The 20,940-nt window shown below is 72.3% G+C and carries 23 protein-coding genes; 12 read left to right on the plus strand and 11 right to left on the minus strand.

The window, feature by feature from the left end; genetic code table 11:
* Position 1: 1 nt before the first annotated feature.
* A complete protein-coding gene (locus ACIBHY_RS15920; protein ID WP_397242743.1) occupies positions 2 to 1,165 on the minus strand; it encodes a pyridoxal phosphate-dependent aminotransferase in 1,164 nt (387 codons plus the stop codon).
* A gap of 25 nt (positions 1,166 to 1,190) precedes the next feature.
* Between ACIBHY_RS15920 and ACIBHY_RS15925 the strand changes: the two genes are divergently transcribed.
* From ACIBHY_RS15925 to ACIBHY_RS15945, 5 genes are read left to right on the plus strand one after another with little or no spacing between them, the layout of a single operon-like run.
* Entirely contained in the window at positions 1,191 to 3,353 is a 2,163-nt protein-coding gene (locus tag ACIBHY_RS15925) for an alpha/beta fold hydrolase (protein ID WP_397307005.1), read from the plus strand.
* Positions 3,329 to 4,261, plus strand: coding sequence for a DUF418 domain-containing protein (locus ACIBHY_RS15930; protein WP_397242739.1), 933 nt, complete (start codon positions 3,329 to 3,331; stop codon positions 4,259 to 4,261). Before ACIBHY_RS15925 ends, ACIBHY_RS15930 begins: the two co-directional genes overlap by 25 nt.
* A complete protein-coding gene (locus ACIBHY_RS15935) occupies positions 4,221 to 5,012 on the plus strand; it encodes a carbon-nitrogen hydrolase family protein (protein WP_397242737.1) in 792 nt (263 codons plus the stop codon). The genes ACIBHY_RS15930 and ACIBHY_RS15935 overlap by 41 nt, the downstream gene beginning before the upstream one ends.
* Positions 5,013 to 5,021: 9 nt before the next feature.
* A complete protein-coding gene (locus tag ACIBHY_RS15940; protein ID WP_312896416.1) occupies positions 5,022 to 5,468 on the plus strand; it encodes a hypothetical protein in 447 nt (148 codons plus the stop codon).
* Positions 5,465 to 5,851: a hypothetical protein gene (locus ACIBHY_RS15945; RefSeq protein ID WP_397242735.1), complete on the plus strand. Its 387-nt coding sequence runs from the start codon at positions 5,465 to 5,467 to the stop codon at positions 5,849 to 5,851. Before ACIBHY_RS15940 ends, ACIBHY_RS15945 begins: the two co-directional genes overlap by 4 nt.
* Positions 5,852 to 5,854: 3 nt before the next feature.
* Here ACIBHY_RS15945 and ACIBHY_RS15950 read toward each other — a convergent pair whose 3' ends face one another.
* A complete protein-coding gene (locus ACIBHY_RS15950) occupies positions 5,855 to 6,235 on the minus strand; it encodes a winged helix-turn-helix transcriptional regulator (RefSeq protein ID WP_397242733.1) in 381 nt (126 codons plus the stop codon).
* Between the two features lie 154 nt (positions 6,236 to 6,389).
* Between ACIBHY_RS15950 and ACIBHY_RS15955 the strand changes: the two genes are divergently transcribed.
* Together ACIBHY_RS15955 and ACIBHY_RS15960 are read left to right on the plus strand one after the other, a co-directional pair.
* Positions 6,390 to 6,902, plus strand: coding sequence for an RNA polymerase sigma factor (locus ACIBHY_RS15955; protein ID WP_397242731.1), 513 nt, complete (start codon positions 6,390 to 6,392; stop codon positions 6,900 to 6,902).
* Positions 6,899 to 8,878, plus strand: a complete 1,980-nt coding sequence (locus ACIBHY_RS15960; protein WP_397307006.1) for a hypothetical protein — start codon at positions 6,899 to 6,901, stop codon at positions 8,876 to 8,878. The genes ACIBHY_RS15955 and ACIBHY_RS15960 overlap by 4 nt, the downstream gene beginning before the upstream one ends.
* On the opposite strand, the gene ACIBHY_RS15965 is transcribed toward ACIBHY_RS15960, so the two are convergent.
* The 5 genes from ACIBHY_RS15965 to ACIBHY_RS15985 all read right to left on the minus strand — a co-directional run bounded on the left by ACIBHY_RS15965 (position 8,871) and on the right by ACIBHY_RS15985 (position 14,652).
* Positions 8,871 to 10,439, minus strand: a complete 1,569-nt coding sequence (locus ACIBHY_RS15965) for an ABC transporter permease (RefSeq protein WP_397242727.1) — start codon at positions 10,437 to 10,439, stop codon at positions 8,871 to 8,873. The two genes, ACIBHY_RS15960 and ACIBHY_RS15965, sit on opposite strands and share 8 nt — an antisense overlap.
* Positions 10,436 to 11,326 carry an ATP-binding cassette domain-containing protein gene (locus ACIBHY_RS15970; protein WP_397242725.1) on the minus strand — a complete coding sequence of 297 codons (891 nt, stop codon included), beginning with the start codon at positions 11,324 to 11,326 and terminating at the stop codon, positions 10,436 to 10,438. Before ACIBHY_RS15970 ends, ACIBHY_RS15965 begins: the two co-directional genes overlap by 4 nt.
* Positions 11,323 to 11,949 (minus strand): TetR/AcrR family transcriptional regulator, encoded by a 627-nt coding sequence (locus ACIBHY_RS15975; protein WP_397242723.1) that lies wholly within the window; start codon positions 11,947 to 11,949, stop codon positions 11,323 to 11,325. The genes ACIBHY_RS15970 and ACIBHY_RS15975 overlap by 4 nt, the downstream gene beginning before the upstream one ends.
* A gap of 61 nt (positions 11,950 to 12,010) precedes the next feature.
* Complete coding sequence (locus ACIBHY_RS15980) at positions 12,011 to 13,498, minus strand: carboxyl transferase domain-containing protein (RefSeq protein ID WP_397242721.1); 1,488 nt, start codon at positions 13,496 to 13,498, stop codon at positions 12,011 to 12,013.
* Complete coding sequence (locus ACIBHY_RS15985; protein ID WP_397307007.1) at positions 13,495 to 14,652, minus strand: CaiB/BaiF CoA transferase family protein; 1,158 nt, start codon at positions 14,650 to 14,652, stop codon at positions 13,495 to 13,497. The genes ACIBHY_RS15980 and ACIBHY_RS15985 overlap by 4 nt, the downstream gene beginning before the upstream one ends.
* 76 nt (positions 14,653 to 14,728) lie before the next feature.
* On the opposite strand from ACIBHY_RS15985, the gene ACIBHY_RS15990 reads away from it, so the two are divergent.
* The 4 genes from ACIBHY_RS15990 to ACIBHY_RS16005 all read left to right on the plus strand — a co-directional run bounded on the left by ACIBHY_RS15990 (position 14,729) and on the right by ACIBHY_RS16005 (position 17,689).
* A complete protein-coding gene (locus tag ACIBHY_RS15990; protein ID WP_397307008.1) occupies positions 14,729 to 15,259 on the plus strand; it encodes a uridine kinase in 531 nt (176 codons plus the stop codon).
* A 123-nt stretch (positions 15,260 to 15,382) separates the two neighbouring features.
* A complete protein-coding gene (locus ACIBHY_RS15995; RefSeq protein ID WP_397242715.1) occupies positions 15,383 to 15,991 on the plus strand; it encodes a superoxide dismutase family protein in 609 nt (202 codons plus the stop codon).
* A gap of 127 nt (positions 15,992 to 16,118) precedes the next feature.
* On the plus strand, positions 16,119 to 16,601 hold the full coding sequence (locus ACIBHY_RS16000; RefSeq protein ID WP_397242713.1) for a pyridoxamine 5'-phosphate oxidase family protein: 483 nt from the start codon (positions 16,119 to 16,121) through the stop codon (positions 16,599 to 16,601).
* 125 nt (positions 16,602 to 16,726) lie between these two features.
* On the plus strand, positions 16,727 to 17,689 hold the full coding sequence (locus ACIBHY_RS16005; protein ID WP_397307009.1) for a serine hydrolase domain-containing protein: 963 nt from the start codon (positions 16,727 to 16,729) through the stop codon (positions 17,687 to 17,689).
* Here ACIBHY_RS16005 and ACIBHY_RS16010 read toward each other — a convergent pair.
* Both ACIBHY_RS16010 and ACIBHY_RS16015 read right to left on the minus strand, forming a co-directional pair.
* A complete protein-coding gene (locus ACIBHY_RS16010; protein WP_397307011.1) occupies positions 17,667 to 17,936 on the minus strand; it encodes a hypothetical protein in 270 nt (89 codons plus the stop codon). The two genes, ACIBHY_RS16005 and ACIBHY_RS16010, sit on opposite strands and share 23 nt — an antisense overlap.
* The gene (locus ACIBHY_RS16015; protein WP_397307012.1) at positions 17,929 to 18,477 is read right to left on the minus strand and encodes an RNA polymerase sigma factor; all 549 of its coding nucleotides are present in this window, start codon (positions 18,475 to 18,477) and stop codon (positions 17,929 to 17,931) included. Before ACIBHY_RS16015 ends, ACIBHY_RS16010 begins: the two co-directional genes overlap by 8 nt.
* A gap of 204 nt (positions 18,478 to 18,681) precedes the next feature.
* Between ACIBHY_RS16015 and ACIBHY_RS16020 the strand changes: the two genes are divergently transcribed.
* Positions 18,682 to 19,143: a hypothetical protein gene (locus tag ACIBHY_RS16020; protein ID WP_397242705.1), complete on the plus strand. Its 462-nt coding sequence runs from the start codon at positions 18,682 to 18,684 to the stop codon at positions 19,141 to 19,143.
* Here the strand turns inward: ACIBHY_RS16020 and ACIBHY_RS16025 are convergent.
* Both ACIBHY_RS16025 and ACIBHY_RS16030 read right to left on the minus strand, forming a co-directional pair.
* Positions 19,121 to 19,717 (minus strand): TetR/AcrR family transcriptional regulator, encoded by a 597-nt coding sequence (locus tag ACIBHY_RS16025; RefSeq protein ID WP_397242703.1) that lies wholly within the window; start codon positions 19,715 to 19,717, stop codon positions 19,121 to 19,123. The genes ACIBHY_RS16020 and ACIBHY_RS16025 overlap by 23 nt on opposite strands.
* Positions 19,718 to 20,062: 345 nt before the next feature.
* The gene (locus ACIBHY_RS16030; protein ID WP_397307013.1) at positions 20,063 to 20,743 is read right to left on the minus strand and encodes a histidine phosphatase family protein; all 681 of its coding nucleotides are present in this window, start codon (positions 20,741 to 20,743) and stop codon (positions 20,063 to 20,065) included.
* Positions 20,744 to 20,940 lie beyond the last annotated feature (197 nt).

The following is a 20,940-nucleotide window of genomic DNA, read 5'->3' on the forward strand; positions in this document are numbered from 1 at the left end:
TTCACGGCAGGCGCTTGAGCCTGGCCACCGCCTCGTCGATGACCTCGTCCTTCTTGCAGAAGGCGAACCGGACGAAGTGCGCGCCACGCTCCGGATGGTCGTAGAACACCTGGGTCGGGATGGCCACCACGCCCGCCAGCGACGGCAGTTGGCGGGTCAGCTCCAGGCCGTCGGTGAAGCCCAGCGGCCGGATGTCGGTCTGCACGAAGTACGTGCCCGCCGGCCGGAACACCTCGAAGCCCGCCGAGGTCAGCCCCTCCATCAGCCGGTCGCGCTTGTCTTGGAGCCCGGAGCGCAGCGCCGCCACCCAGTCGAGCTCGTGCCGCAGGCCGTAGGTGACGGCGAGCTGCCACGGCGCGCTCGCCGTGAACGTGAGGAACTGCTTGACCGTCTGCACCGCGCCGACCAGCGAAGGCGGCGCGCACACCCAGCCGGTCTTCCAGCCGGTGACCGAGAACGTCTTGCCCGCCGAGGAGATCATCACGGTGCGTTCGCGCATGCCGGGGAAGGTGGCCAGCGGGATGTGCTCGACGCCGTCGAAGGTCAGGTGCTCGTAGACCTCGTCGGTGATCGCGATCAGGTCGCGTTCCTGGCAGAGCTCGGCGATGACGGCCAGTTCGGCGCGGGTGAAGACGGTCCCGGTCGGGTTGTGGGGGGAGTTGACCAGGATGGCGCGGGTACGGGGGGTGACGGCTGCGCGCAGCTCGTCCGGGTCGAAGGTGAAACGGCCGTCGGCCGGGCGCAGCGTGACCGCCACCAGCCGGGCTCCGGACAGCGCGATCGAGGCGGCGTAGGAGTCGTAGTAGGGCTCGAACGCGATCACCTCGTCCCCCGCCTCGCACAGCGCCAGGACGCTCGCCGCGATCGCCTCCGTGGCGCCGACCGTCACCAGCACCTCGCCGTCGGGGTCGTAGTCGAGGCCGTAGTGGGCCGAGCGGTGCTCGCTGACCGCGTGCCGCAGATCGGGCACGCCGGGGCCCGGCGGATACTGGTTCGCGCCCGCCGTGATCGCCTCCACCGCCCGGTCGAGCATCGCCGCCGGGCCGTCGGTGTCGGGAAAGCCCTGGCCGAGGTTGATCGAGCCGGTCCGCACGGCCAGCGCGCTCATCTCGGCGAAGATCGTCGTGCCGAAGGCGCGCATCCTGGATACAAGGGGTTCCGTCACGGCCCCAGACTATTAGGCTCGACCTGTGATCATCAGGGTCGTGATCGCGCTCGCTCTGAGCGTCCCCCCTCCGGCCGCCGCCGTCCGGGCCGCCGACGCCTGTCCCGTCCCCGTTCCCACCGGCACCACCTGCGGGTTCCTCGAGGTCCCCGAGCGAAGGAACGCGCCCGGCCGTACCGTCAAGGTCGGGTACGCCGTGCACCGCTCGCAGGATCCCGCCCGCAAGCCCGACCCGGTCGTCTACATGGGCGGCGGGCCCGCCTCGTCGTCGTTGCAGCTGACCGGGTTCCTGACCCAGTTGTTCCCCGACCGCGACATCGTCACGATCGAGCAACGCGGCGGCAAGTACTCCGTGCCCCGGCTGACCTGCCCGGAGACGGTCGAGGCCATGCTCGACCGGCTGCGCCGCCCGGAGACCGGGGCGGCGGGCGTGGCCGCCGGCGCGGTCGCGTGTCGCAAGCGGCTGGCCGAGCGCGGGGTCGACCTGCGCGGCTACACCACGCGCGAGATCGTCGCGGACGTGGTCGACCTGCGCAAGAAGCTCGGCTACCCCGCCTGGAACCTGTTCGGGGTCAGCTACTCCACGCGGGTCATGGTGGAGGCGGCCAAGGCCGACCCGGACGGGGTGCGGGCGATGATCCTCGACTCCTACCTGCCGGAGAAGGTCGACTGGTACCGCGACGCCGACCGCAACCTGGCCGACACGGTGACGGCGCTGGGGGTGAAGGACCGGTTCGAGGCGATGGTGGAGCGCTACAACCGCGCTCCCGCCCTGGTGCCGACGACCGATCCGCTGCTCGGCGAGCCGTTCACGGCGCGGATGAGCGGCGACGACGTGGCGACCGTCCTGGCCGAGGCCTTGCACGAGTCGGAGCTGGTGGCGGTGGCCCCTGCGCTGATCGACGCGCTGGCCTCGGGGCGGGAGGAACTGCTGCGGCCGCTGGCCGACGCGGTGGGCGGGGGGTTGACGTCGCACGAGTTCGGTCTGTATCACGCCGTCCAATGCCAGGATGAGGCGACATTTCCCGATTCTTCGCGACTTTTCACCGTGACCAATGACAAGGCCGTCTGCCAAGCCTGGAACCTGCCTCTCTCTCCCCCAACTCCGCAAGCGGGCACCGGCGCCGAGGGCGCGACCCCGGAGCGGACCGGCCCAGGCGACGGACAGGACAACGCGGGCCCCGGCCAGGCGGACCCGGCGGCCACAGGATCGGACCCGCGCGCCCGCCAGGGCACCACAGGCGCACGGGTGGACACAGGCGCGCGGGTGAACACGGGCATTGCCCAACCCGGCACCGCGGCTGCGCACGCGGGCGTCCGGCAGGCGCACACGGCGACCGAGCGACCCGGCGCGGATGCCGGGCAACACAGCACGGGTGCCGGGCAACACCATGCGGGTGTCAGGCGAGACGGAGCGGACGCCGGGCAACACGGGGTGGATGCCGGGCGTGATGGGGCGGGTGTCGGGCAACGCGGTGCGGGTGTCGGGCGTGACGGAGTGGGTGTCGGGCAACTCGGCGCGGGTGCCCCTCGGGGTGTCGAGGGGGTGCCGGTGCTGGTGCTGGGTGGGCAGTTCGATCCCACGACGCCGACCAGGACCAGCAAGCCGGCCGCCGCCGAGTTGCCCGGCGCCACGTTCGTCGAGTTCGCGGGTGTGGGTCACGCGGTCTTCCTGGCCATGGCCACCACCTGCGGCCGCCAGACGATCGCGGCGTTCGTCGCGGCCCCGGGCTCCTGGAGCCAGCCGTGTGTCCCGAGCCGGGCGGCGCTTGAGCGGTTCGCCCCGGGGTCGATGCTGGTGACGGGCGCGCCGTACCAGATCATGCTCGCGCCGTGGCTGGCCGTGCCGCTGGTGCTGTTCGCGCTGGTCGCGCTCGTGCAGCTGGTCGGCGGCGGGGTGCGGGGGCGGGGGCTGAGCGCGTTCGCGGGGCTGACCGGTCTCGCGGCGGCCGGGCTGACCGTGCAGTCGGTGTACGGCCTGCTCACCACCAACGAGACCGCCCTGGCCGTCGGCGTGCCGGCCTCGGTCGAGGTGTACGGCTGGCTGGCCGTGGGCGCCGTGGCCCTGAGCGTGGCGGCGGCGGTGTGGGCCATCGAGGCGAAACCGGCAGGAAGACTGTGGCCGCACCTGGTCGCCCTCGTGGTGGGCGGCGGGTTCCTCGTATGGTGGTTCGCCTGGTTCCTGTAACGCGCATCAGAGAGCTCGACGCGCTCCGCGGCTTCGCGGTGTGCGGCATCATGCTGGTCAACACCTGGCAGCACGCCCCGCACGAACCACCCCAGCAGCCGCTGGACGCCGTCATGGAGTCGGCCTTCCAGGGCCGCTTCTACCCGATCTTCTCGCTGCTGTTCGGCATGAGCTTCGTGCTGTTCCTGCGCAGCGGTTCACGCGTGGTGCTGCTGCGCAGGTTGTTCTTCCTGCTGATGTTCGGGCTGGTCCAGCACACCTTCTACGAGGGTGAGGTGCTGACCGACTACGCCGCGTTCGGCGCGGCCGTGCTGCTGCCCGCCTCGTTCCTGGCCCCGGGCTACCCGGTGCTGGTGCTCGGGCTGGCGGCGCTCGGCTGGGGCGTGTGGCAGGGCGGCGGCACATTGATCATCCCGGGCCTGTTCCTGGTCGGGATGGCGCTGATCCAGCTCAAGCCGGACCGGCGGCTGCTCCTGCCGTTCTTCGCCGTCGGCGCGGTGGCCTCGCTGGCGCTGACGGTCTTCTACTACTCCAGCGAGATCCCGGCCTACTACACGCTGGGCGCGGTGACCGGCGGGCTCGCCTACGGGACCGGCCTGCTGCTGGTCCTGCGGCCTTGGCTGTCGGCGGTGCTGGAGCCGATGGGCAGGCTGGCGCTGACCAACTACGTCTCCGGCACGCTGGTCATCTTCCTGACCGGTCCGGTGACCGACGGCTGGTGGGTGCTGGTCGTGGCGGGGGCGACGGTGGCCGTCCAGGCGGTCTTCAGCCGATGGTGGCTGACCCGCCACCGCTACGGGCCGCTGGAGTGGATTTGGCGGTGCCTGACCTGGTTCCGCCGGGTGCCCAACGGTCTAGAGTCGAGGCGTGACCAGAATCGCCCTCTGTCAGATCCCGGTGTCCCCTGATCCCACCGTCAACCTCCAGCGGGTACGGCAGGCCCTGGCCGAGGCCGAAGGCGCCGACCTGGCCATCTTCCCGGAGGCGACGCTCACCCGCTACGGCAAGCGCATCACCGACCTGGCCGAGCCGCTCGACGGGCCGTTCGTGACCGGCGTGGCCGAGGCGGCCCGCGCCCACGGCACCGCGGTGATCGCCGGCGTGTTCGAGCCCGGCGAGGATCGCGTGTACAACACCGCCGTCGCCCTCGACGCCCGCGGCGAGATCCAGGCCGCGTACCGGAAGATCCACCTGTTCGACTCCTTCGGCGCCAAGGAGTCGGAGCTGGTCGAGCCGGGCGCCGAACCGGCCGTGGTCGAGCTGGCGGGGCTCAGGATCGGGCTCGTCACCTGCTACGACGTACGTTTCCCCGAGCTGACCCGCGCGCTGGTGGACCAGGGCGCGGAGATGTTCGCGGTGATCGCCGCCTGGGGGTCGGGCCCGCTGAAGGAGGATCACTGGATCACGCTGGTGCGCGCCCGCGCGCTGGAGAACACCATGTGGACCGCCGCCGTCGGCCAGGCGCCCAACCCGGCCGAGTCGAGTGACGGTTTCGGCGTCGGCCGCAGCATGCTCGTCGACCCGCTGGGCGTGGTCCGGGCGGATCTGGGCAGTGCGTCAGGAGTCCAGCTCGTCGAGGCCGACCTGGAGGCGACGGCCGCGATGAGGAAGACTCTTCCGTGCCTTGAACATCGGGTGCTCGGGGTCATGCGATCGTAAAGTGGTGACGTGAGCAGAACGCAAATGCAGAAGGTGGTCCCGCCGCGTCTGCTCGTGCCCTATCTGTCGGGCAAGCGCACGGTCATCTCCGGATATGTCTACCGCGTGCAGGACTGCGCGCGACTGAGCACGCCCAGGCAGCTCTTCCACGGGCTCGACCTGTCGTTCGAAGGATCGGAGCTGACGGCCGAGGTGCCCGAGCTGTATGTGATGCGCTGGTACGCGCGCGACGTCGACACCTACGCCGTGCCGTACGGACCGCACATGGGCGGTGACTGGAGCGACACGCCGCCGTTCGCCGGCAACGGCTTCACCACCTCGCGCGAGCACGTGGTGCCGCAGTTCCACACGATGCCGATGCCGATCCCGGCCGGTGCCGAGATCGTCCACGTGAGCCCCGAGTCCGAACGCCCGTTCGCCGCCTACGACGGGCTGACCTGGCGGCCCGCGGCATGAGTGTTCCCATCACCTCGGGTTTCGTGGCGCGCTTCGAGGAGCGCACCTTTCCCACCGCGCTCGGCCCGGACAGCGACGAGGTCGTGCTGTTCAGCGAGGAGGAACTGGCGGGCTTCGAGGCCGCCTCCGGCTACTGGCGGCGCACGGTCAAGCGGGCCGACGTCGAGTGGCTGGTGCTGGTGCGCACGGTGGCGGCGTTCGGCGGCGAGCCCTGCATCGTGCTGGACGAGGACGAGGACGGCCTGCACATCGCCTACACCGGCCACAGCGGCATGAAGGCCGAGACCCTGGGCTACTGGATGGTCGACCACGGCGCCTACGAGGTCGTCGTGCCCCGCGAGGAAGTGTTCTCGATCAGGGTCGAACGCATCCCCGTGCCCTAGCGGTCAGGCGTCGAAGGTGCGGCGGGCGGTCTCGATGTGGCCGAAGTACTGGTGGGTCCAGCCGCACATCAGGTCGACCGTCGCCCGCAGGGCCTGGCCCGGCTGGGTGAGCGTGTACTCGACCCGCGGCGGCACGGTGGGGTGCACCTTCCGCATGGCCAGGCCGTTGCGCTCCAGCATGCGCAGGTTCTGGGTGAGCATCTTGTGGCTGATGCCCTCGACCTCGTTCCGCAGTTCGCTGAAGCGGAGGGTGCGCTCGCCGAGCGCCTCGATGATCAGCAGCGCCCACTTGTTGGCGACGTCCGAGAAGATCTCCCTCGCCAGGGAGTCCGCGCGCCTGAGGTCCGCCTCGTCCGCCGTTCCGCTGTACTGCTTGGCCACCATCAGGCTCCCAGCCTCTCACAAGTGCACGTCAGCCAAGACTCTCCTATGGTTCCCGAGTAACCGCAAGAGAGCACAGCGGCCGCCATCACCGACTAAGCGATGACATTTCCGTATTCCTTGTCAACCGATGCGTTATCCGTGGGTCTATAGGGGCGTGAACCGACAAACGACCTCGGTCGCGCCGGTGCGGGAGGCGCCGCCGTCGTTCGCCGAACTGTTCGCCGTCCACTACCAGCCCCTGGTACGGCTGGCCGGACTGCTGGGCGCCGACGACCCCGAGGACATCGCCCAGGAGGCGTTCGCCCGCCTGCACACCGGGCAGTTGCGCGACGACGGCGCGGCCGTGGCCTACCTGCGCGCGATCGTCTGCAACCTCACCCGCAACCGTCTGCGCCACCTGCGCCTGACACGGCTGCGCCGCCCCGAGCCGCCGGAGCCGGCGCGCAGCAGCGAGCAGTCGGTCATCCTCGCCGAGGAGCACCGGGAACTGCTGGAGGCGCTCGACCGGCTCCCCCGCCGCCAGCGGGAGGCGCTGGTGCTGCGCTACTGGCTGGACCTTTCCGAACGTGAGATCGCCGCGGCCATGGGCGTCTCGCCCGGTTCGGTGAAGACGCATGCGAGCAGGGGCCTGGCCGCGCTCGGCCGGGCGCTCGAGGAGGACGCGTGACCCCCCTGGAGGAGCGGCTGAAGGCCGCGCTGGACGCTCGCGCCCAGACCTACGAGGCCGGCCAGAACGCCTGGCTGAGCGTGCGCGCGCGCACGCCGCTGCCACCGCGGAGAGGTCGCTGGCTGCTGGCGGCGATCCCGGTCGCGGTGATCGCGCTGTTCGTTCCTGTCCTGCTCAACGGGGGCCTGGGCAGGAACTCGGCGGCCGATCCCGGCACGCTTCAGCGGCGGCTGATGACAGGGCTGACACCGGTGGGGGAGCCGGTGGAGCTCGACGGCCTGAAGCTGTGGTTCGCCAAGGGCAAGCTCGGCAATCCGCAGTTCTGCGCGCTGTCCGGGCGGGGGCGGGAGCCGGTCGGCTCCTGCGCGCCCATCCACGGCATGGGACCGGGCACCTACGAGGGCTCGGCGGCCGGGAAGGACGCCGCCACGGTCCTCGACTACGGCCTGGCCCAGCCGGAGAGCGCCGGGGTCAGGGCGGTGACGGGGGACGGACGGCGGATCGCGGGGGCGGTGCACCGGGTGCCGGGGGCGCCGATGGTGATCTGGAGTGTGAGTTTCGCGGCCGCCGAGCAGGTCACCAAGGTGGAGTTCCTGGACGCGGCGCAGCGGGTGCTCGGGGAGATGCCCCGGGCGATGCTGACGAGCCGTTCGCGCAAGGCCAAGCCGGCCGGCCTGCCGTACGAGATGGCGGGTGGGCTGTCGCTGCGGCCCTACCAGGTTCCGAACGACACCCAGCCCGGCGCGACCGACCTGGAGGTGATCTGGACGCGCGCCGGCAAGGAGGTGGGCTCGATACCGCTCAAGGAGGCGTACCTGTGGAAGGGCGGCGCCGCGGACCGGCCGTGGCCGGTCCGTCTTCAGGCCGAGGACGGCGTGGTGTTCGGCGCGGCCCGACCCGACGTCGCGCGCATCGTGTGGACGCGGGAAGGCCGCGAGCTGACGCTGACCCCGCGGCCCGACCCGTGGGGGCTGAACCTGGGCCTGTTCGCGCTGACGGCCGACGCCCGGGACGAGGATCGCCGGCACACGCTGGTCGCCTACGACGCGCGGGGCGCGGAGATCTGGCGCGACGACCCGCCGCCGGAGAAGCAGGAGGAGTTCGCCTTCTCCGGCGAGCGGATCAGCGACAAGATCGTCGTGCCGGGCACGGAGGACTTCTCCTTCGGGCCGGTCGAGCTGTGGTTCACGAAGAACACCGACGGGACGCTGCTGTGCGCCTCCGGGGGCGTGCGGCCGGAGGGACGCAAGTCCGGCGGCTGCTCCACGATCGAGCTCGACCGCCGGTTCTCCTCCAGGGACTTCCTCGCCACCTACCTGCCGGAGCCGGGCGCCGTGCTGGCCTACGGCGCCCTGTCGCCCGCGACCGAGGCGGTCACGGCGGTCACCGTCGACGGCACCCGCATCCCCGCCCAGATCCTGAAGGTCAAGGGCGGACCGGCGGCGGTGTGGGCGGTCCGGCACCCGGCGAACGTCAAGATCGCCGCCTTCGCCCACCGGGAGAAGGGCCGCGAGCTCGAACGCGTCGACGTGTGGGACCACAGCTGCTCGCAGATCCCCACGCGGGAAGGCGCAGGCCAGGCCCTGCCCGGCGGCGTGTCGGCACACCTGCAGGCCCCGATGTGCCTGCACTTCTGGAAGGACGGCAAGGTGCTGCCCGGCTCCTTCGAGCGCCTGCCCGGGACGAACCTGCGCGCGATCGTCGGCCGCGAGCAGCCCGTGCAGTGGAGCCAGCACAAGGACACCTGGTACGGCTTCGCCCTTCCCGGCACCGCCCGGATCGAGGGCGCGTCCAGGGGCGGCAGGGTGGCCGCCGAGACCGTCCCCGACCCGTGGGGACACGGCGTGGCGATGTTCGCCGCACCGGTCCCCGACGGGGTGGCCAAGAAGGGCCTGCACTGGCCGGACCTCTCCTTCACCGGCTACGATGCCGCCGGGAAGGTGCTGTGGACGTGGGACAGGGCGGGACTCAGCTAGAGGGCGCCAGGTCGCGGCGGCGCAGCACCACCAGCCCCGCCGCGGCCAGCGCCGCCGCCACCGCGGTCAGCCCCAGCAGCGCCGCGGCCGGCGCGCCCCGGCCCAGCAGCAGCGCGGGCACGTGCACGAACGGCGACAGCTCCAGCACGAACCCGTCGGCCAGCTTGAACTCCGCCACCAGGTCGACGGCCAGGATCAGGCCCAGCACGCTCCAGCTGACCGCGGCGGCCAGCCGCGGCAGCACGCCGAACAGCAGGACCGCCACCCCGACCACGGTCCAGACCGCGGGCAGGTAGGCGAGCGTGGCGCCCGCGACGCGCAGCGGGGCGCCGTCGTAGGCGAGCCCGGCCACACCGCCGAGCACGGCCAGCAGCAGCGCCGGCCCGAAGACCGCGTAGAAGAGGTGGCCGAGCGCCCAGTGCAGGCGGCCGACCGGCGTGGAGAGCAGCAGGTCGGCCCGGCCCGCCGCCTCCTCCGCGCGGGCGCGCAGCGCCGAGACCAGCGCGGCCCCGGCGACGAGCTGGCTCATGACGTAGAGGATGAACGTGAAGAACACGTCGGAGACGCCGGCGCCGGGTCCGCCGATGGTCTCGGCGAGCTGCCGGAGCGTCTGCGTGTCCAGCTGAGTGTCCAGGCCGCGCGCCGAGAATCCGATCATGCCGCCGATCGCCGCGAAGCCGATCGTGAACCCGATCAGCGTGCCCCGGTGCAGGCGCCCGGCCAGCGCGAACGCGCCGCCCAGCGAGCCCTCGGCCGGTCCCGCGCGGGTGGGCAGCAGGCCGCCGGCCAGGTCGCGCCGGGCCGACAGCGCGAACGCCGCCGCCCCCGCCACCGCGACGAACACCACCACCACGGCCAGCACCCACCAATGGTCGCCGCCGTAGGGCCGGGTCAGGCGGACCCAGCCGAACGGCGACAGCCAGGCGAGCCAGCCGATGCCGCCGGAGTCGGCCAGCGAGCGGATGCCGAAGAAGACGCCGCTGGTGGCGATCGCGATGCCGCGGGCCGTACCGGATCCGGCGGTGAGCTGCGCGGCGACGGCGGCCACGGCCGCGAGGCACCAGCCCGCGGCGGCGCTGGAGAGACCGAACAGCAGCGACGAGCCGGCGGGCAGGCCGTTGGCGACCAGGCCGGGCACGCTGAGCAGGCCCAGCAGCAGGTTCGCCGCCAGCACCACCACGAGGGCGGCGGCCAGGGGCGCGTGGCGGCCGACGACGCCGGAGGACAGCAGGTCGCGGCGGCCCGTCTCCTCCTCGACGCGGGTGTGGCGGATGACGAGCAGGATGCTGATCAGGCCGCCGATCAGCGCACCGGAGGAGCCGAGCGTCCAGGCGGTCAGGCCGCCGACGCTCGCGTCGTAGATGACGCCGCGGGTGGCCAGCTGGGCGGGGCTGTTCATCGAGGCGTGGGTGAAGGCGTCGAGCGCGGCCTGGTCGGTGTAGAGGCGGACGGTGCTGGCGGCGATGGTGGCCGGGAGCACCGCGCTGATGAGGATCCAGACCGGCAGCAGGACGCGGTCGCGCCGCAGGATGAGCCGGATCAGCGCACCGAGGCCGGTCATCGCGCCGACCCCTCGTAGTGACGCAGGAACAGCTCTTCCAGCGTCGGCGGCTGGCTGGTCAGCGAACGCACGCCCGCCCTGGCCAGCTCGGTGAGGACCGGGGTGAGCGCCGCGCCGTCGACCTGGCAGCGCAGCCGGTCGCCGTCCACGGTGAGCTCGTGCACGCCGGGCAGCCGCGCGAGGCCGTCGGCCGGGCCGATGAGCTCGGCCGTGACCGAGGTGCGGGTGAGGTGGCGCAGGTCGGCGAGGCTGCCCGACTCGACGGTACGGCCGGCGCGGATGATGGACACGCGGTCGCACAGCGTCTCCACCTCCGACAGGATGTGGCTGGACAGCAGCACGGTGCGGCCGCGGTCCTTCTCCTCCTGGACGCAGTCGTTGAAGACCGCCTCCATCAGCGGGTCCAGGCCGGAGGTGGGCTCGTCCAGGATCAGCAGCTCGACGTCGGAGGCGAAGGCGGCCACGAGCGCGACCTTCTGCCGGTTGCCCTTGGAGTAGGTGCGGCAGCGTTTGCGCGGATCGAGTTCGAACCGGTCGAGCAGTTCGGCCCTGCGGCGCGGGTCGAGGCCGCCGCGTACCCGGCCGAGCAGGTCGATGACCTCGCCGCCGCTCAGCGAGGGCCACAGGGTGACGTCGCCGGGCACGTAGGCGAGGCGGCGGTGCAGCTCGGTCGCGTCCCGCCAGGGGTCGCCGCCGAGCAGCTCGACCTCGCCGCCGTCTGAGCGCATCTGGCCGAGCAGGACGCGGATGGTGGTGGTCTTGCCTGCGCCGTTGGGGCCGAGGAAGCCGTGCACCTCTCCCGTCTTGACGCTGAGGTTCAGGCCGTCCAGGGCCCTGGCCTGGCCGAACGTCTTGACCAGGCCCTTGGCGCGTACAGCGGTGCTCATTGGCGTTCCTCGAACTTCTCCAAGCCTGTCCGCGCCTGCTCGAACAGCTCGCGGCCCAGGAATTCCGGTTTGATCAGGTCGAGCTGGGCCTTGCCCACGCGCAGGGCCCCGTCGGGGGAGAACATGGGCACGCCGAGCGCGCGGGTGACGTGCTCGTGCAGCACGGTGATGCCGAGCTTCATGGCGGTCAGCACGGTCGCGCGGGCGCGGTGGTCGACGCCGCTGTCGTCGAGCTTGGACAGGTGTTCCTCGGTGACGCTGACGAGCTGGTCGAACATGGCCGCCGCGCCGGGCGAGCCGTCCACGAGGGCCCGGCCGAGGTAGTGCATGAGGGGCGGAGCGGTGCGGTGGACGCTCTCGATGAAGTCGGGATCTTCCAGGTTGTGGTCGGTGACCCCGGCCTTCGCCTGGGCGCGCATGTAGGACAGGACGTACTCGTCGCACGCTTCGCGCAGTTGGTCCTTGGAGCCGAAGTGGTGCTGGACCAGGCCGGGCGAGACCCCGGCCGCTTCGGCGATGCCGCGGATCGTGGTGGCTCTGACGCCCTTGTCGGCGAACAGCGCCATGGCGACGTCCCGGATACGGGCGCGTGCCGTCAGATCCTCATCAGAAACTGGTCGCATGTCCAACATGCTATACGCATGTATTGGCGACCATACAAGTGTCCAGTCATATTTTTTCGTGTCAAAGCGCGCGATAGCGCGATCTCCTGGCCTCCTTACGCTCCTGCGGGCTCAACCGGAGCACCGTGGCGATCTCGTACTCCAGCGCCCTGCCCACCCGCTCGGCGAACGCCCTCGGCTCGTAGGCGGCGTCGGGCAGCTCCGGCACGACCCGGTCGACGATGCCGTTCCTGCGCAGGTCCGTCGCGCGTACACCCTGGGCCTGGGCGATCTCCGGGGCGAAGTCGACGCTGCGGTAGAGGATCGCCGAAGAGCCCTCCGGCGGCAGCGGCGACAGCCAGGCGTGCTGGGCTGCCAGCACGCGGTCGGCCGGCAGCAGCGCCAGCGCGGCGCCTCCCGCCCCCTCCCCCATCAGCAGGCAGACCGTCGGCGCCTCCAGCGAGACCATGTCGGCCAGGCAGCGCGCGATCTCCGCGGCCAGGCCGCCCTCCTCGGCCGCCTTCGACAGCGCCGCGCCCGCCGTGTCGATCACCGTGACCAGCGGCAGCCCCAGCTCGGCGGCCAGCCGCATGCCGCGCCTGGCCACCCGCAACCCCGCCGGGCCCAGCGGCGCGCCGACCCGCTGGCGGCGCCGGTCCTGGCCGAGCACGACCGCCGGTGCCGCCCCGAACCTGGCCAGCGCCAGGAGCAGGCCGGGCTCGTTCTCGCCCTCGCCGCTGCCGTTGAGCGGGGTGACGTCGGTGGCGGCCAGCTTGAGCAGCGTGCGCACGCCCGGCCGGTCGTCGCGCCGGGAGCGGGTGATGGCCTCCCACGCCTCCACCGGCCGCAGGTCCTCCTCGGGCGGCCGGCCCGGGTCGAGCTCCTCCGCCCGCGCGCACAGCACGCTCAGCGCGCGCACCGCGATCGTCCGCGCCGCCTCGGCCGAGACCACCGCGTCGACCAGGCCGTGGCGGTAGAGGTTCTCGGCCACCTGCACGCCCTCGGGGAACGGATAGCCGTGCAGCGACTCGAACACCCTCGGCCCGAGAAAGCCGATCAGCGCCCCCGGCTCGGCCGCCGTCACGTGGCCGAGCGAGCCCCACGACGCGAACACCCCGCCCGTCGTGGGATGCCGCAGATACACCAGGTACGGCAGGCCCGCCGCCCGGTGCGCCTGCACCGCGGCGGTGACCTTCACCATCTGCACGAAAGCCAGCGCGCCCTCCTGCATCCTGGTGCCGCCGGAGGCGGGCGCGGCCAGCAGGGGCAGCCCCTCGGCGGTCGCCCGCTCCACCGCCGCGGCGATCCGCTCGGCCGCGGCGACCCCGATCGAACCGGCCAGGAAGGAGAACTCGCTGGCCACCACGGCCACCCGCCGGCCGTCGAGCCGTCCTTCGCCGGTCACGACCGACTCGTCGTAGCCGGACTTGACGCGGGCGGCGGCCAGTTCGTCGGCGTAGGAGGAGTCGGGGCGCACCGGGTCGACCGGCGGCGCGTCCCAGGAACGCCAGGAGCCCTCGTCCAGGACCGCGCGGATCAGGGCGTGCGCGTCGGGACGGCTGTCGATCATCGCTCCCGCTCTTCCAGCCAGGCCAGGACCGCGTCGCCGTCCTGGCCCAGCTCGGGCGGGGCGGTGTGCTCGGCCGGCGGCAGGCCGTCGAAGCGCAGCGGCGGGCCCGGCAGCTCGATGCGGCCCAGGACCGGGTGCTCCACGGTGACGAGCAGGCCCTGGGAGCGGGTCTGGTCCCAGGCGTAGACCTCGTCGAGGGAGCGGATGGCGCCGGCCGGGACGCCCAGTTCGCCGAGCGCGGCCAGCCAGTGGGCGCGGTCGTGGGCGGCCAGGGCTTTCTCCATGTCCTGGATGAGGTCCTCGCGGTGGCGGAAGCGGTCGCGGTTGGTGCGATATTTCGCGATATCTGGGTCTATGCCGAGGAGGGTGGCGACTTTTCGCCATTGAGTCTCATTCGCGACGGCGATCTGGAGCATGCCGCCGGCGCAGTGGAAGGCCCCGTACGGGGCGATGGAGACGTGGTGGTTGCCGTTGGCCCGCGGGACCTGGCCGCCGACCGTCCAGGCGGTGCCGTGGTAGGAGTGCACGCCGGTCACCGCGGCCAGCAGGGAGGTCCGTACGATCCGGCCCTCGCCGGTGCGCTCGCGCTCGTACAGGGCGGCGGCCACGCCGTACGCGCCGTGGATGCCCGCGAGCAGGTCGGCGATCGAGGCCCCCACGCGGTAGGGCTCCTCCGCGCTGGGACCGGTCAGCGACATCAGCCCCGCCTCGCCCTGCGCGATCTGGTCGTAGCCCGGCCGCCCGCCCTCCGGGCCGTCGTGCCCGAACCCCGTGATGGACAGGACCACCAGCCGCGGGTTGAGCTCGCGCAGCCGTTCCACGGCGAGGCCGAGCCGGTCGAGCACCCCGGTGCGGAAGTTCTCGATGAGCACGTCGCTCTGCCGGACCAGGCGCTCGATCAGCGCCCTGCCGCCGTCGCTCTTGAGGTCGACGGCGACCGACAGCTTGTTGCGGTTGGCCGCCAGGAAGTACGTGGAGATGTCATGCTCCGGCCCGACGAACGGCGGTCCCCAGCCCCGCGACTCGTCACCCCCGTCAGGGTGCTCCACCTTGATCACCTTGGCGCCCAGGTCACCGAGCATCTGGGCGGCGTGCGGACCCGCGAGGGCCCTGGACAGATCGAGCACGACGATGTCGCCTAGGGGTCCGAGCAAGATCAACCTCCATCCCGGGGAAAGTCAATATTCTCAGCTTGCCAGGTCCTTTCTGTCGCCCCCTACCCTCGACAGCGTGCAAACCCTCGCCCAGCGCATCAGCGACCTCCCGCCGTCGTGCGGCCCGGTCCGCCTCGTGGCCGTCGACGGGCCCGCAGGAGCGGGCAAGACCACGTTCGCGGGACGGCTGGGCAAGGCGCTCGACTGCCAGGTGATCCACAGCGACGACTTCCCCGTGCCGTGGTCGGAGGGCCCCGGCGCCTGGTTCGCGGCGTTGCGCGAGCAGGTCCTGGACCCGCTGTCGGCGGGCCGCCCCGGACGCTTCCGCCGCTACGACTGGCACCGCGCACGCTACACGACGTGGCTCGACGTCCCGCCCGCTCCGGTCCTGGTGATCGAGGGCGTGGGTACGGCCCGCCGCGACGCCGACCACCTCCTGGCCTTCCGGGTCTGGCTGGAGGCCGCACGCGCGACCCGCTGGGACCGTGTGCGGGCCAGGGACGGCGCCGGCCTGGAGGCGGAGTGGCAGGCGTGGTTCGCCGCGGAGGACCGCTGGTTCGCCGACGACGCCACCCGATCCCGAGCCGACCTCGTCATGTCCACCTGACTGTAAAGGATGGCCATAACCCCGGCCACCCACCACATTGCTATACCAAATCCTATACAGAATCCCGGCGGATGGCCTTTACCCTCGACGGAGTCCCTTCCCCGCAGCGAAAGGCCGTTCGCGATGGCGCCGTTACCGCAGCCACGGACCCTCCACCTGACGATCTGCGCCACGCTCCTCACCGCGGTCGCGGCCATCGGCGTCAGCGCCGTGGCCCAGGCCACCGCCACCACGCAGGAGGCGCACCCGGTCGCGGTCACGATCCGCGACGTCGCGGGCAAACCGGTCGGCACTCTCGCCCTGCGGGCGGAGGGATACACCAAGTCGCGCCTGTCGGTCACCGTCAAGGGCCTGCCCCCGGGCTACCACGGCTTCCACGTCCACACGACCGGCATCTGCGACCCCGCCGCCATCGACCCGGCGACCGGCAAGGTGTCCCCGTTCTACACCGCCGGCGGCCACTTCGACCTCGGCGGCTCCACCCACTCGCACCACTCGGGCGACCTGCCGCCGCTGCTGGTCGCCGCGGACGGCTCCGGCACGGCCTCGGTGGTCACCGACCGCTTCCGGGTCCGCCAGCTCACCGACGCCGACGGCAGCGCCGTCATCGTGCACGCCCTGCCCGACAACCTGGCCAACATCCCCGAGCGCTACAGCGCCACCGGCCCGGACGAGGCCACCCAGCGCACGGGCGACGCGGGCGGCCGGATCGCCTGCGGCCCGATCAAGTAGCCGCCCGCCACCGCTCCCCGGCCGCCGCATTGGCCCGTGCGGCGTCCGGGGACTAGGGTTGCCGCCTCGACCGGGAGCGCACGCCTTCGAGACCCGGCGCGACCGACCGGAGAGGCGGACGATCCTGATGAACGACGACTTGGCGGCGATGGCCCGTTCCATCATCGACGCCAACGTGTACGTGACGCTCGCGACCGCCGGCCGGGACGGCACCCCGTGGGCCAGCCCGGTGTTCTTCGCCCACGACGGCTACCGCGACTTCTACTGGGTCTCCTCCCCCGAAACCGTCCACTCCGGGAACCTGGCGGTCCGCCCTCGGCTGAGCATGGTCGTCTTCGACTCCCAGGTCACCCCGGGAAGCGGCCAGGCGGTCTACATGTCGGCCACGGCCAGGCAGGTCACCGACCTGGAGCCCGCCCTGGCCGTCTACCCGGGCGACCCGGCGCGCGGCGGGCGTCCCATGACCCCCGAGCACCTGAGCGCGCCCCACCCCTACCGCCTCTACGTGGCGCGCGCCGAGGACCACCACGTGCTGTGCCCACGCGAGACGGGCGTGCCCTGCTCACCCCACGGCCTGTCCTACGATCACCGCATCGCCGTGACCCCCTGAACCACGACTTTGGTCGATGCCGCTCCGACCGGCGACGGAGGCGCGGACTCGGCTTCAGGCGGGAGGCGCGGCCATCCTCGGGCTGCCAGTGTCGAAGGGTCGTCCCCCCTTCGGAAGGGCCCATCGTGCGCGTGACCACCGCCCCGCTGCAGCCGGAACTGGACAGGATCGTAGCGGCCGGAGCGGGCGCGGTGATCGCGGAGCTCCGCTGGGACGGCCGCACCACCAGGCTCGCCTCGGGCGTGATCGAGCTCGGCCGTCCGCGCCGCGCCCCCGTCAACGGCCGCTTCCGCATCGGCGGCGTCACCGAGGCCTTCACCGCCACGGTCGTGCTGCAACTCGTGGCCGAGGGCCGGCTTGGGCTGGACGACCCGCTCGGCGCCCACCTGGGGAACGCGGTGCCGGACATCACCGTCCGGCACCTGCTCGGCCACACCGGCGGCCTGCCCGAGAACACCGTCGCCGAGCACACCGGCCCCGGGCGCCCCCGGCGGGCGCGCGAGCTCGTCGACCTGGCCGTCCTGTCCGCCCCCGGCACCCGGTACGCCCATTCCGCCACCGGCTACCTCCTGCTCGGCATGGTGATCGAGGAGGTGACCGGCCGGCCGTACACCAGAGAGATCACCGACCGGATCATCAAGCCGCTGAAACTGACGGCCACCCGCACCCCCACCTCCTCGACCGCGATCAACGGCCCGCACGCCCGCGGCTACCTCATGACCGGCGGCAGGATCCGCGACGTGACCCGCCTCGACCCCACCGCGGCCGGCGCCGCGGGCGGCATGATGTCCTCCGCCGCCGACCTCAACACCTTCTTCCACGCCCTGCTCACCGGCGGCCTGCTGCCGCCCGTCGAACTCGCGCTGATGAAGACCCCGGGCATCGGCGGCGCCCACGGCCTCGGCCTGGAGATCGCCGGCTCCCCCTGCGGCACCGCCTACGGTCACCGCGGCGCCATCCTCGGCTACACCACCCTGTCCTTCCACAGCTCCGACGGCGCCCGCCAGCTCAGCCTCAGCATGACGCCGTACGACGACGCCGCCCACGCGGCACTCCAGGCGGCGCTCACGACGGGGTTCTGGAGCTAGTCAGCTCGCAGCGCCCGTCCACGCAGCTACGGCGCAGCCGTCCTCTGGAGATCGTCTGCATCAGCCCGATGGCCCAGCACGTGGGGCACCCACGCAGCGCCAGCAGGCCGAGCGGCGCCAGGAGCAGGCTGACCGGCCCGGTCACCGGGAGCAGCGCGACCGCGGCGGCCAGCGCGCCGAAGCCGATCACGCCCCTCACCAGGTGCCGGGGCAGCGACCCGCTGGCGAAGTCCCGTCCGTCAGCCATGGTCGCCCCCCACCGAGCTCAGCAGCGTGGCGCGGACCGTGGTGCGGGCGCGGTGCAGCCGGGACTTCATGGCCGGGGTGCTGAGGCCGAGCGCGGCGGCCACCGCCCGCCCGCTGTGGCCCTGGACGTCGCGCATGATCAGCACGCTGCGCTGGTCGGCGGGCAGCTCGGCGATCGCCTCCGCCACGATCCCGGCCTCCAGGCGCAGCAGCACCTCCTCCTCGGCCGACCGCTGGGCGCCGTCGAGGATCGGGAGGTGGTGACCGGTCAGCGTCCGCGCCCGGCGCAGGCACTCGTTGCGGACGATGCGGAACATCCACGACGCCAGCGCCGCCGAGGCCCGCAGCACCCCGATCTTGCGGTACAGGATGATCAGCGCCTCCTGCGCCGCGTCCTCGGCGTCCTCCGGGGTGGTGCACAACGCGTGGGCGAACCGCCGTACGTGCGACTGCGAGCGTGACACCAGCGCGGCGATGGAGTCGACGTCGCCCCGCTGCGCGGCCGCGATGAGACGCTCGTCGGGCCAGGTCGTGTCAGCCACGGCCACGGCTCCTGCGGCGCAGCACGACGACCGTACACGTGCAGACGAGCACGGCGGCCACGGCGATGATGGCGATGGTCATGGTGGGCAACCTCCGGGTCAGGTCCCGGCGGGATCGCCGGGACACACATAAGAGGCAGGAACACCATAAAAGGATTCAGGCACTGACAGGAGATGTCAGTGACGCGCTCCTAGCTTCTGCCCATGAACAACTTCGACTTCTTCGAGGGCACCTGGACCTCGCACCAGCGCAAGCTGACCAAGCGGCTGGCGGGCAGCGACGACTGGGAGGAGTTCCCCGGGTACACGCGCGCCACGCGGCACCTGTCCGGCGCGGCCAGCTGCGACGAGGTCACCTTCCCCACCAAGGGGACCTCGGGGCTGACCCTGCGCCTGCACGACCCCGCCACCGACCTCTGGTCGATCTACTGGGTCAGCGGCGCCGACCCCGTGCTCGGGCTGCCGCCCGTGGTGGGACGCTTCGACGGCGACCGGGGCGCGTTCTTCTGCGACGACGAGCACGAGGGCACGCCGGTGCGCTGCCGCTTCCTCTGGATCAGGATCGACGCCGACCACTGCCGGTGGGAGCAGGCCTTCTCCGTGGACGGCGAGCGTACCTGGGAGACCAACTGGATCGCCGAGTTCACCCGGGCCGAAACGCCTTGAGCGCGGCCTCGACCAGCGCGTCGGCGTACCCGGGCGTGAGCGGGCCCGAGCGCTGCAGCCACCGCTGGAACAGTGGCGCGTAGAGCACTTCGAGCACCAGGTCGAGGTCGGCGTCGGCGGCGAGCTGCCCGGCCCGCTGCGCGCTGCGCAGCCGGGCCTTCTTGGCCTCGTCCACGGGCCGGGCGAGCTTGTCCCGGTACTGCTCGGCCAGCCCGGCGTCGTTGATCACCTCGGCGGTCAGCGCCCGGATCGGCTTCTCGAAGTCCGGGTCGGCGAACTCGGCGACGGTCGCGCGCATCACCCGCTTCAGGTCCGCCTCCAGATCGCCGGTGTCGGGCAGAGCCATGTCCTGTCCTTCGGCGTCCTCGCTGAGCGCCAGGATCGAATCGAAGATCACGGCGCCCTTCGACGGCCACCACCGGTAGATCGTCTGCTTGCCGACGCCCGCCCGCGCGGCGATGGCCTCGATGGCGACCTTCTCGTAGCCCACCTCGGAGATCAGGGCGCGGGTGGCCGCGAGGATCGCCTGGCGCGAGTGCTCGCTGCGGCGGGAGCTGTCGGGTGTCTTGGGCATGAACCCAACGGTAGCGATGCCGGGGACGGTCAGAGGCCGCGCCGCAGCGCCGCCTCCTCCACCCGCTCCTGGGTACGGCGCCGCCGCTCCAGCCGCCCGGTGGCCGGCACCACGCCGCCCAGGCCGGTGTGGCGGGGGTCAGGTGTCACCCTTTTACCTGGGTTGTGAGGTAGATGGGGCCGGAAAAGCGAATCGAAAGCGGGCTCCCCTACCGTCGGGGACATCCATCCCGGAGGAGGATCGCCGCCTTGCTGGCAGGGCGGTGCGCTGGGCCGTCGTGCCGTCGCGTGGCACGCCCGCCCGCTCCGGCCGCCCCGCCACCCGCAGTGGCGGGGCGGCCCGGTCTCAGGCCAGGTGCCTCACGTCGTTGAACGACAGCACCTCCATCCGCCCGTCCACCACGTGCCAGGTGGAGACCGACGCGTTGCGGATCGGGGCGTAGCGGTGCACGGAGGGCAGTTCGGCGTCGGGCTTGCCGGCCAGGACGTGGCGCAGCAGCAGCACGACCGCGTCGTGGGCCACGATCAGAACCCTCCGGCCGCGGGCGGTCGCGCGCAGGTCGCCGACGAAGGCGCGCAGCCGTACCACGACGTCGCCGAAGGACTCGCCGCCCGGCGGGCGGAAGGCGTACTCGCCCTCGGACAGAAAGCGGGCGGCCTCCTCGGGGAAGCGCTCGGCGACGGCCGCGCGGTTGAACGGGGCCAGGGCGCCCATCTCACGGTCGCGCAGGCGCTTGTCCACGGTGAGCGGCAGCGTCGTCTCGACGCCCCACGCCCGTTGCGCGTGCGCCCAGGTGTCGCGCGCCCGCAGGTACGGCGAGCACCACACCACCTCCGGCGCCTCCGCCTCGGGCAACGCCGCCAGCACGTGCCCCACCGCGGCCGCCTGCCGCCTGCCGAGATCGGTCAGGGTGACCTCCTGGTCGCCGCGCTCGTAGACGAGGGGACGCTCGCGCGCCCGTTCATAGGCGAGGTTGGCCTCGCTCTGGCCGTGTCGCACCGCGATGATCCGCACCGGTCCGCTCATGCCGCCATGGTGTCAGAAGACCCTTCTTCTCATTACGGTCAAGACCGTTAATATGTGCCATGAAGGCCTCCCCTGTGAGCACTCATCGCAGCCCTCCTACTCCTCCTCACCTTCGCCACTCCGGTCCAGGCCGCATCAGCGCCACCCACCGGCTGCGGGTTCCAGCCCCTCCGCACGCTTCCCCTCACCGGCACCAC

This window comes from Nonomuraea sp. NPDC050547 (assembly GCF_044457345.1).
Taxonomy (GTDB): domain Bacteria; phylum Actinomycetota; class Actinomycetes; order Streptosporangiales; family Streptosporangiaceae; genus Nonomuraea.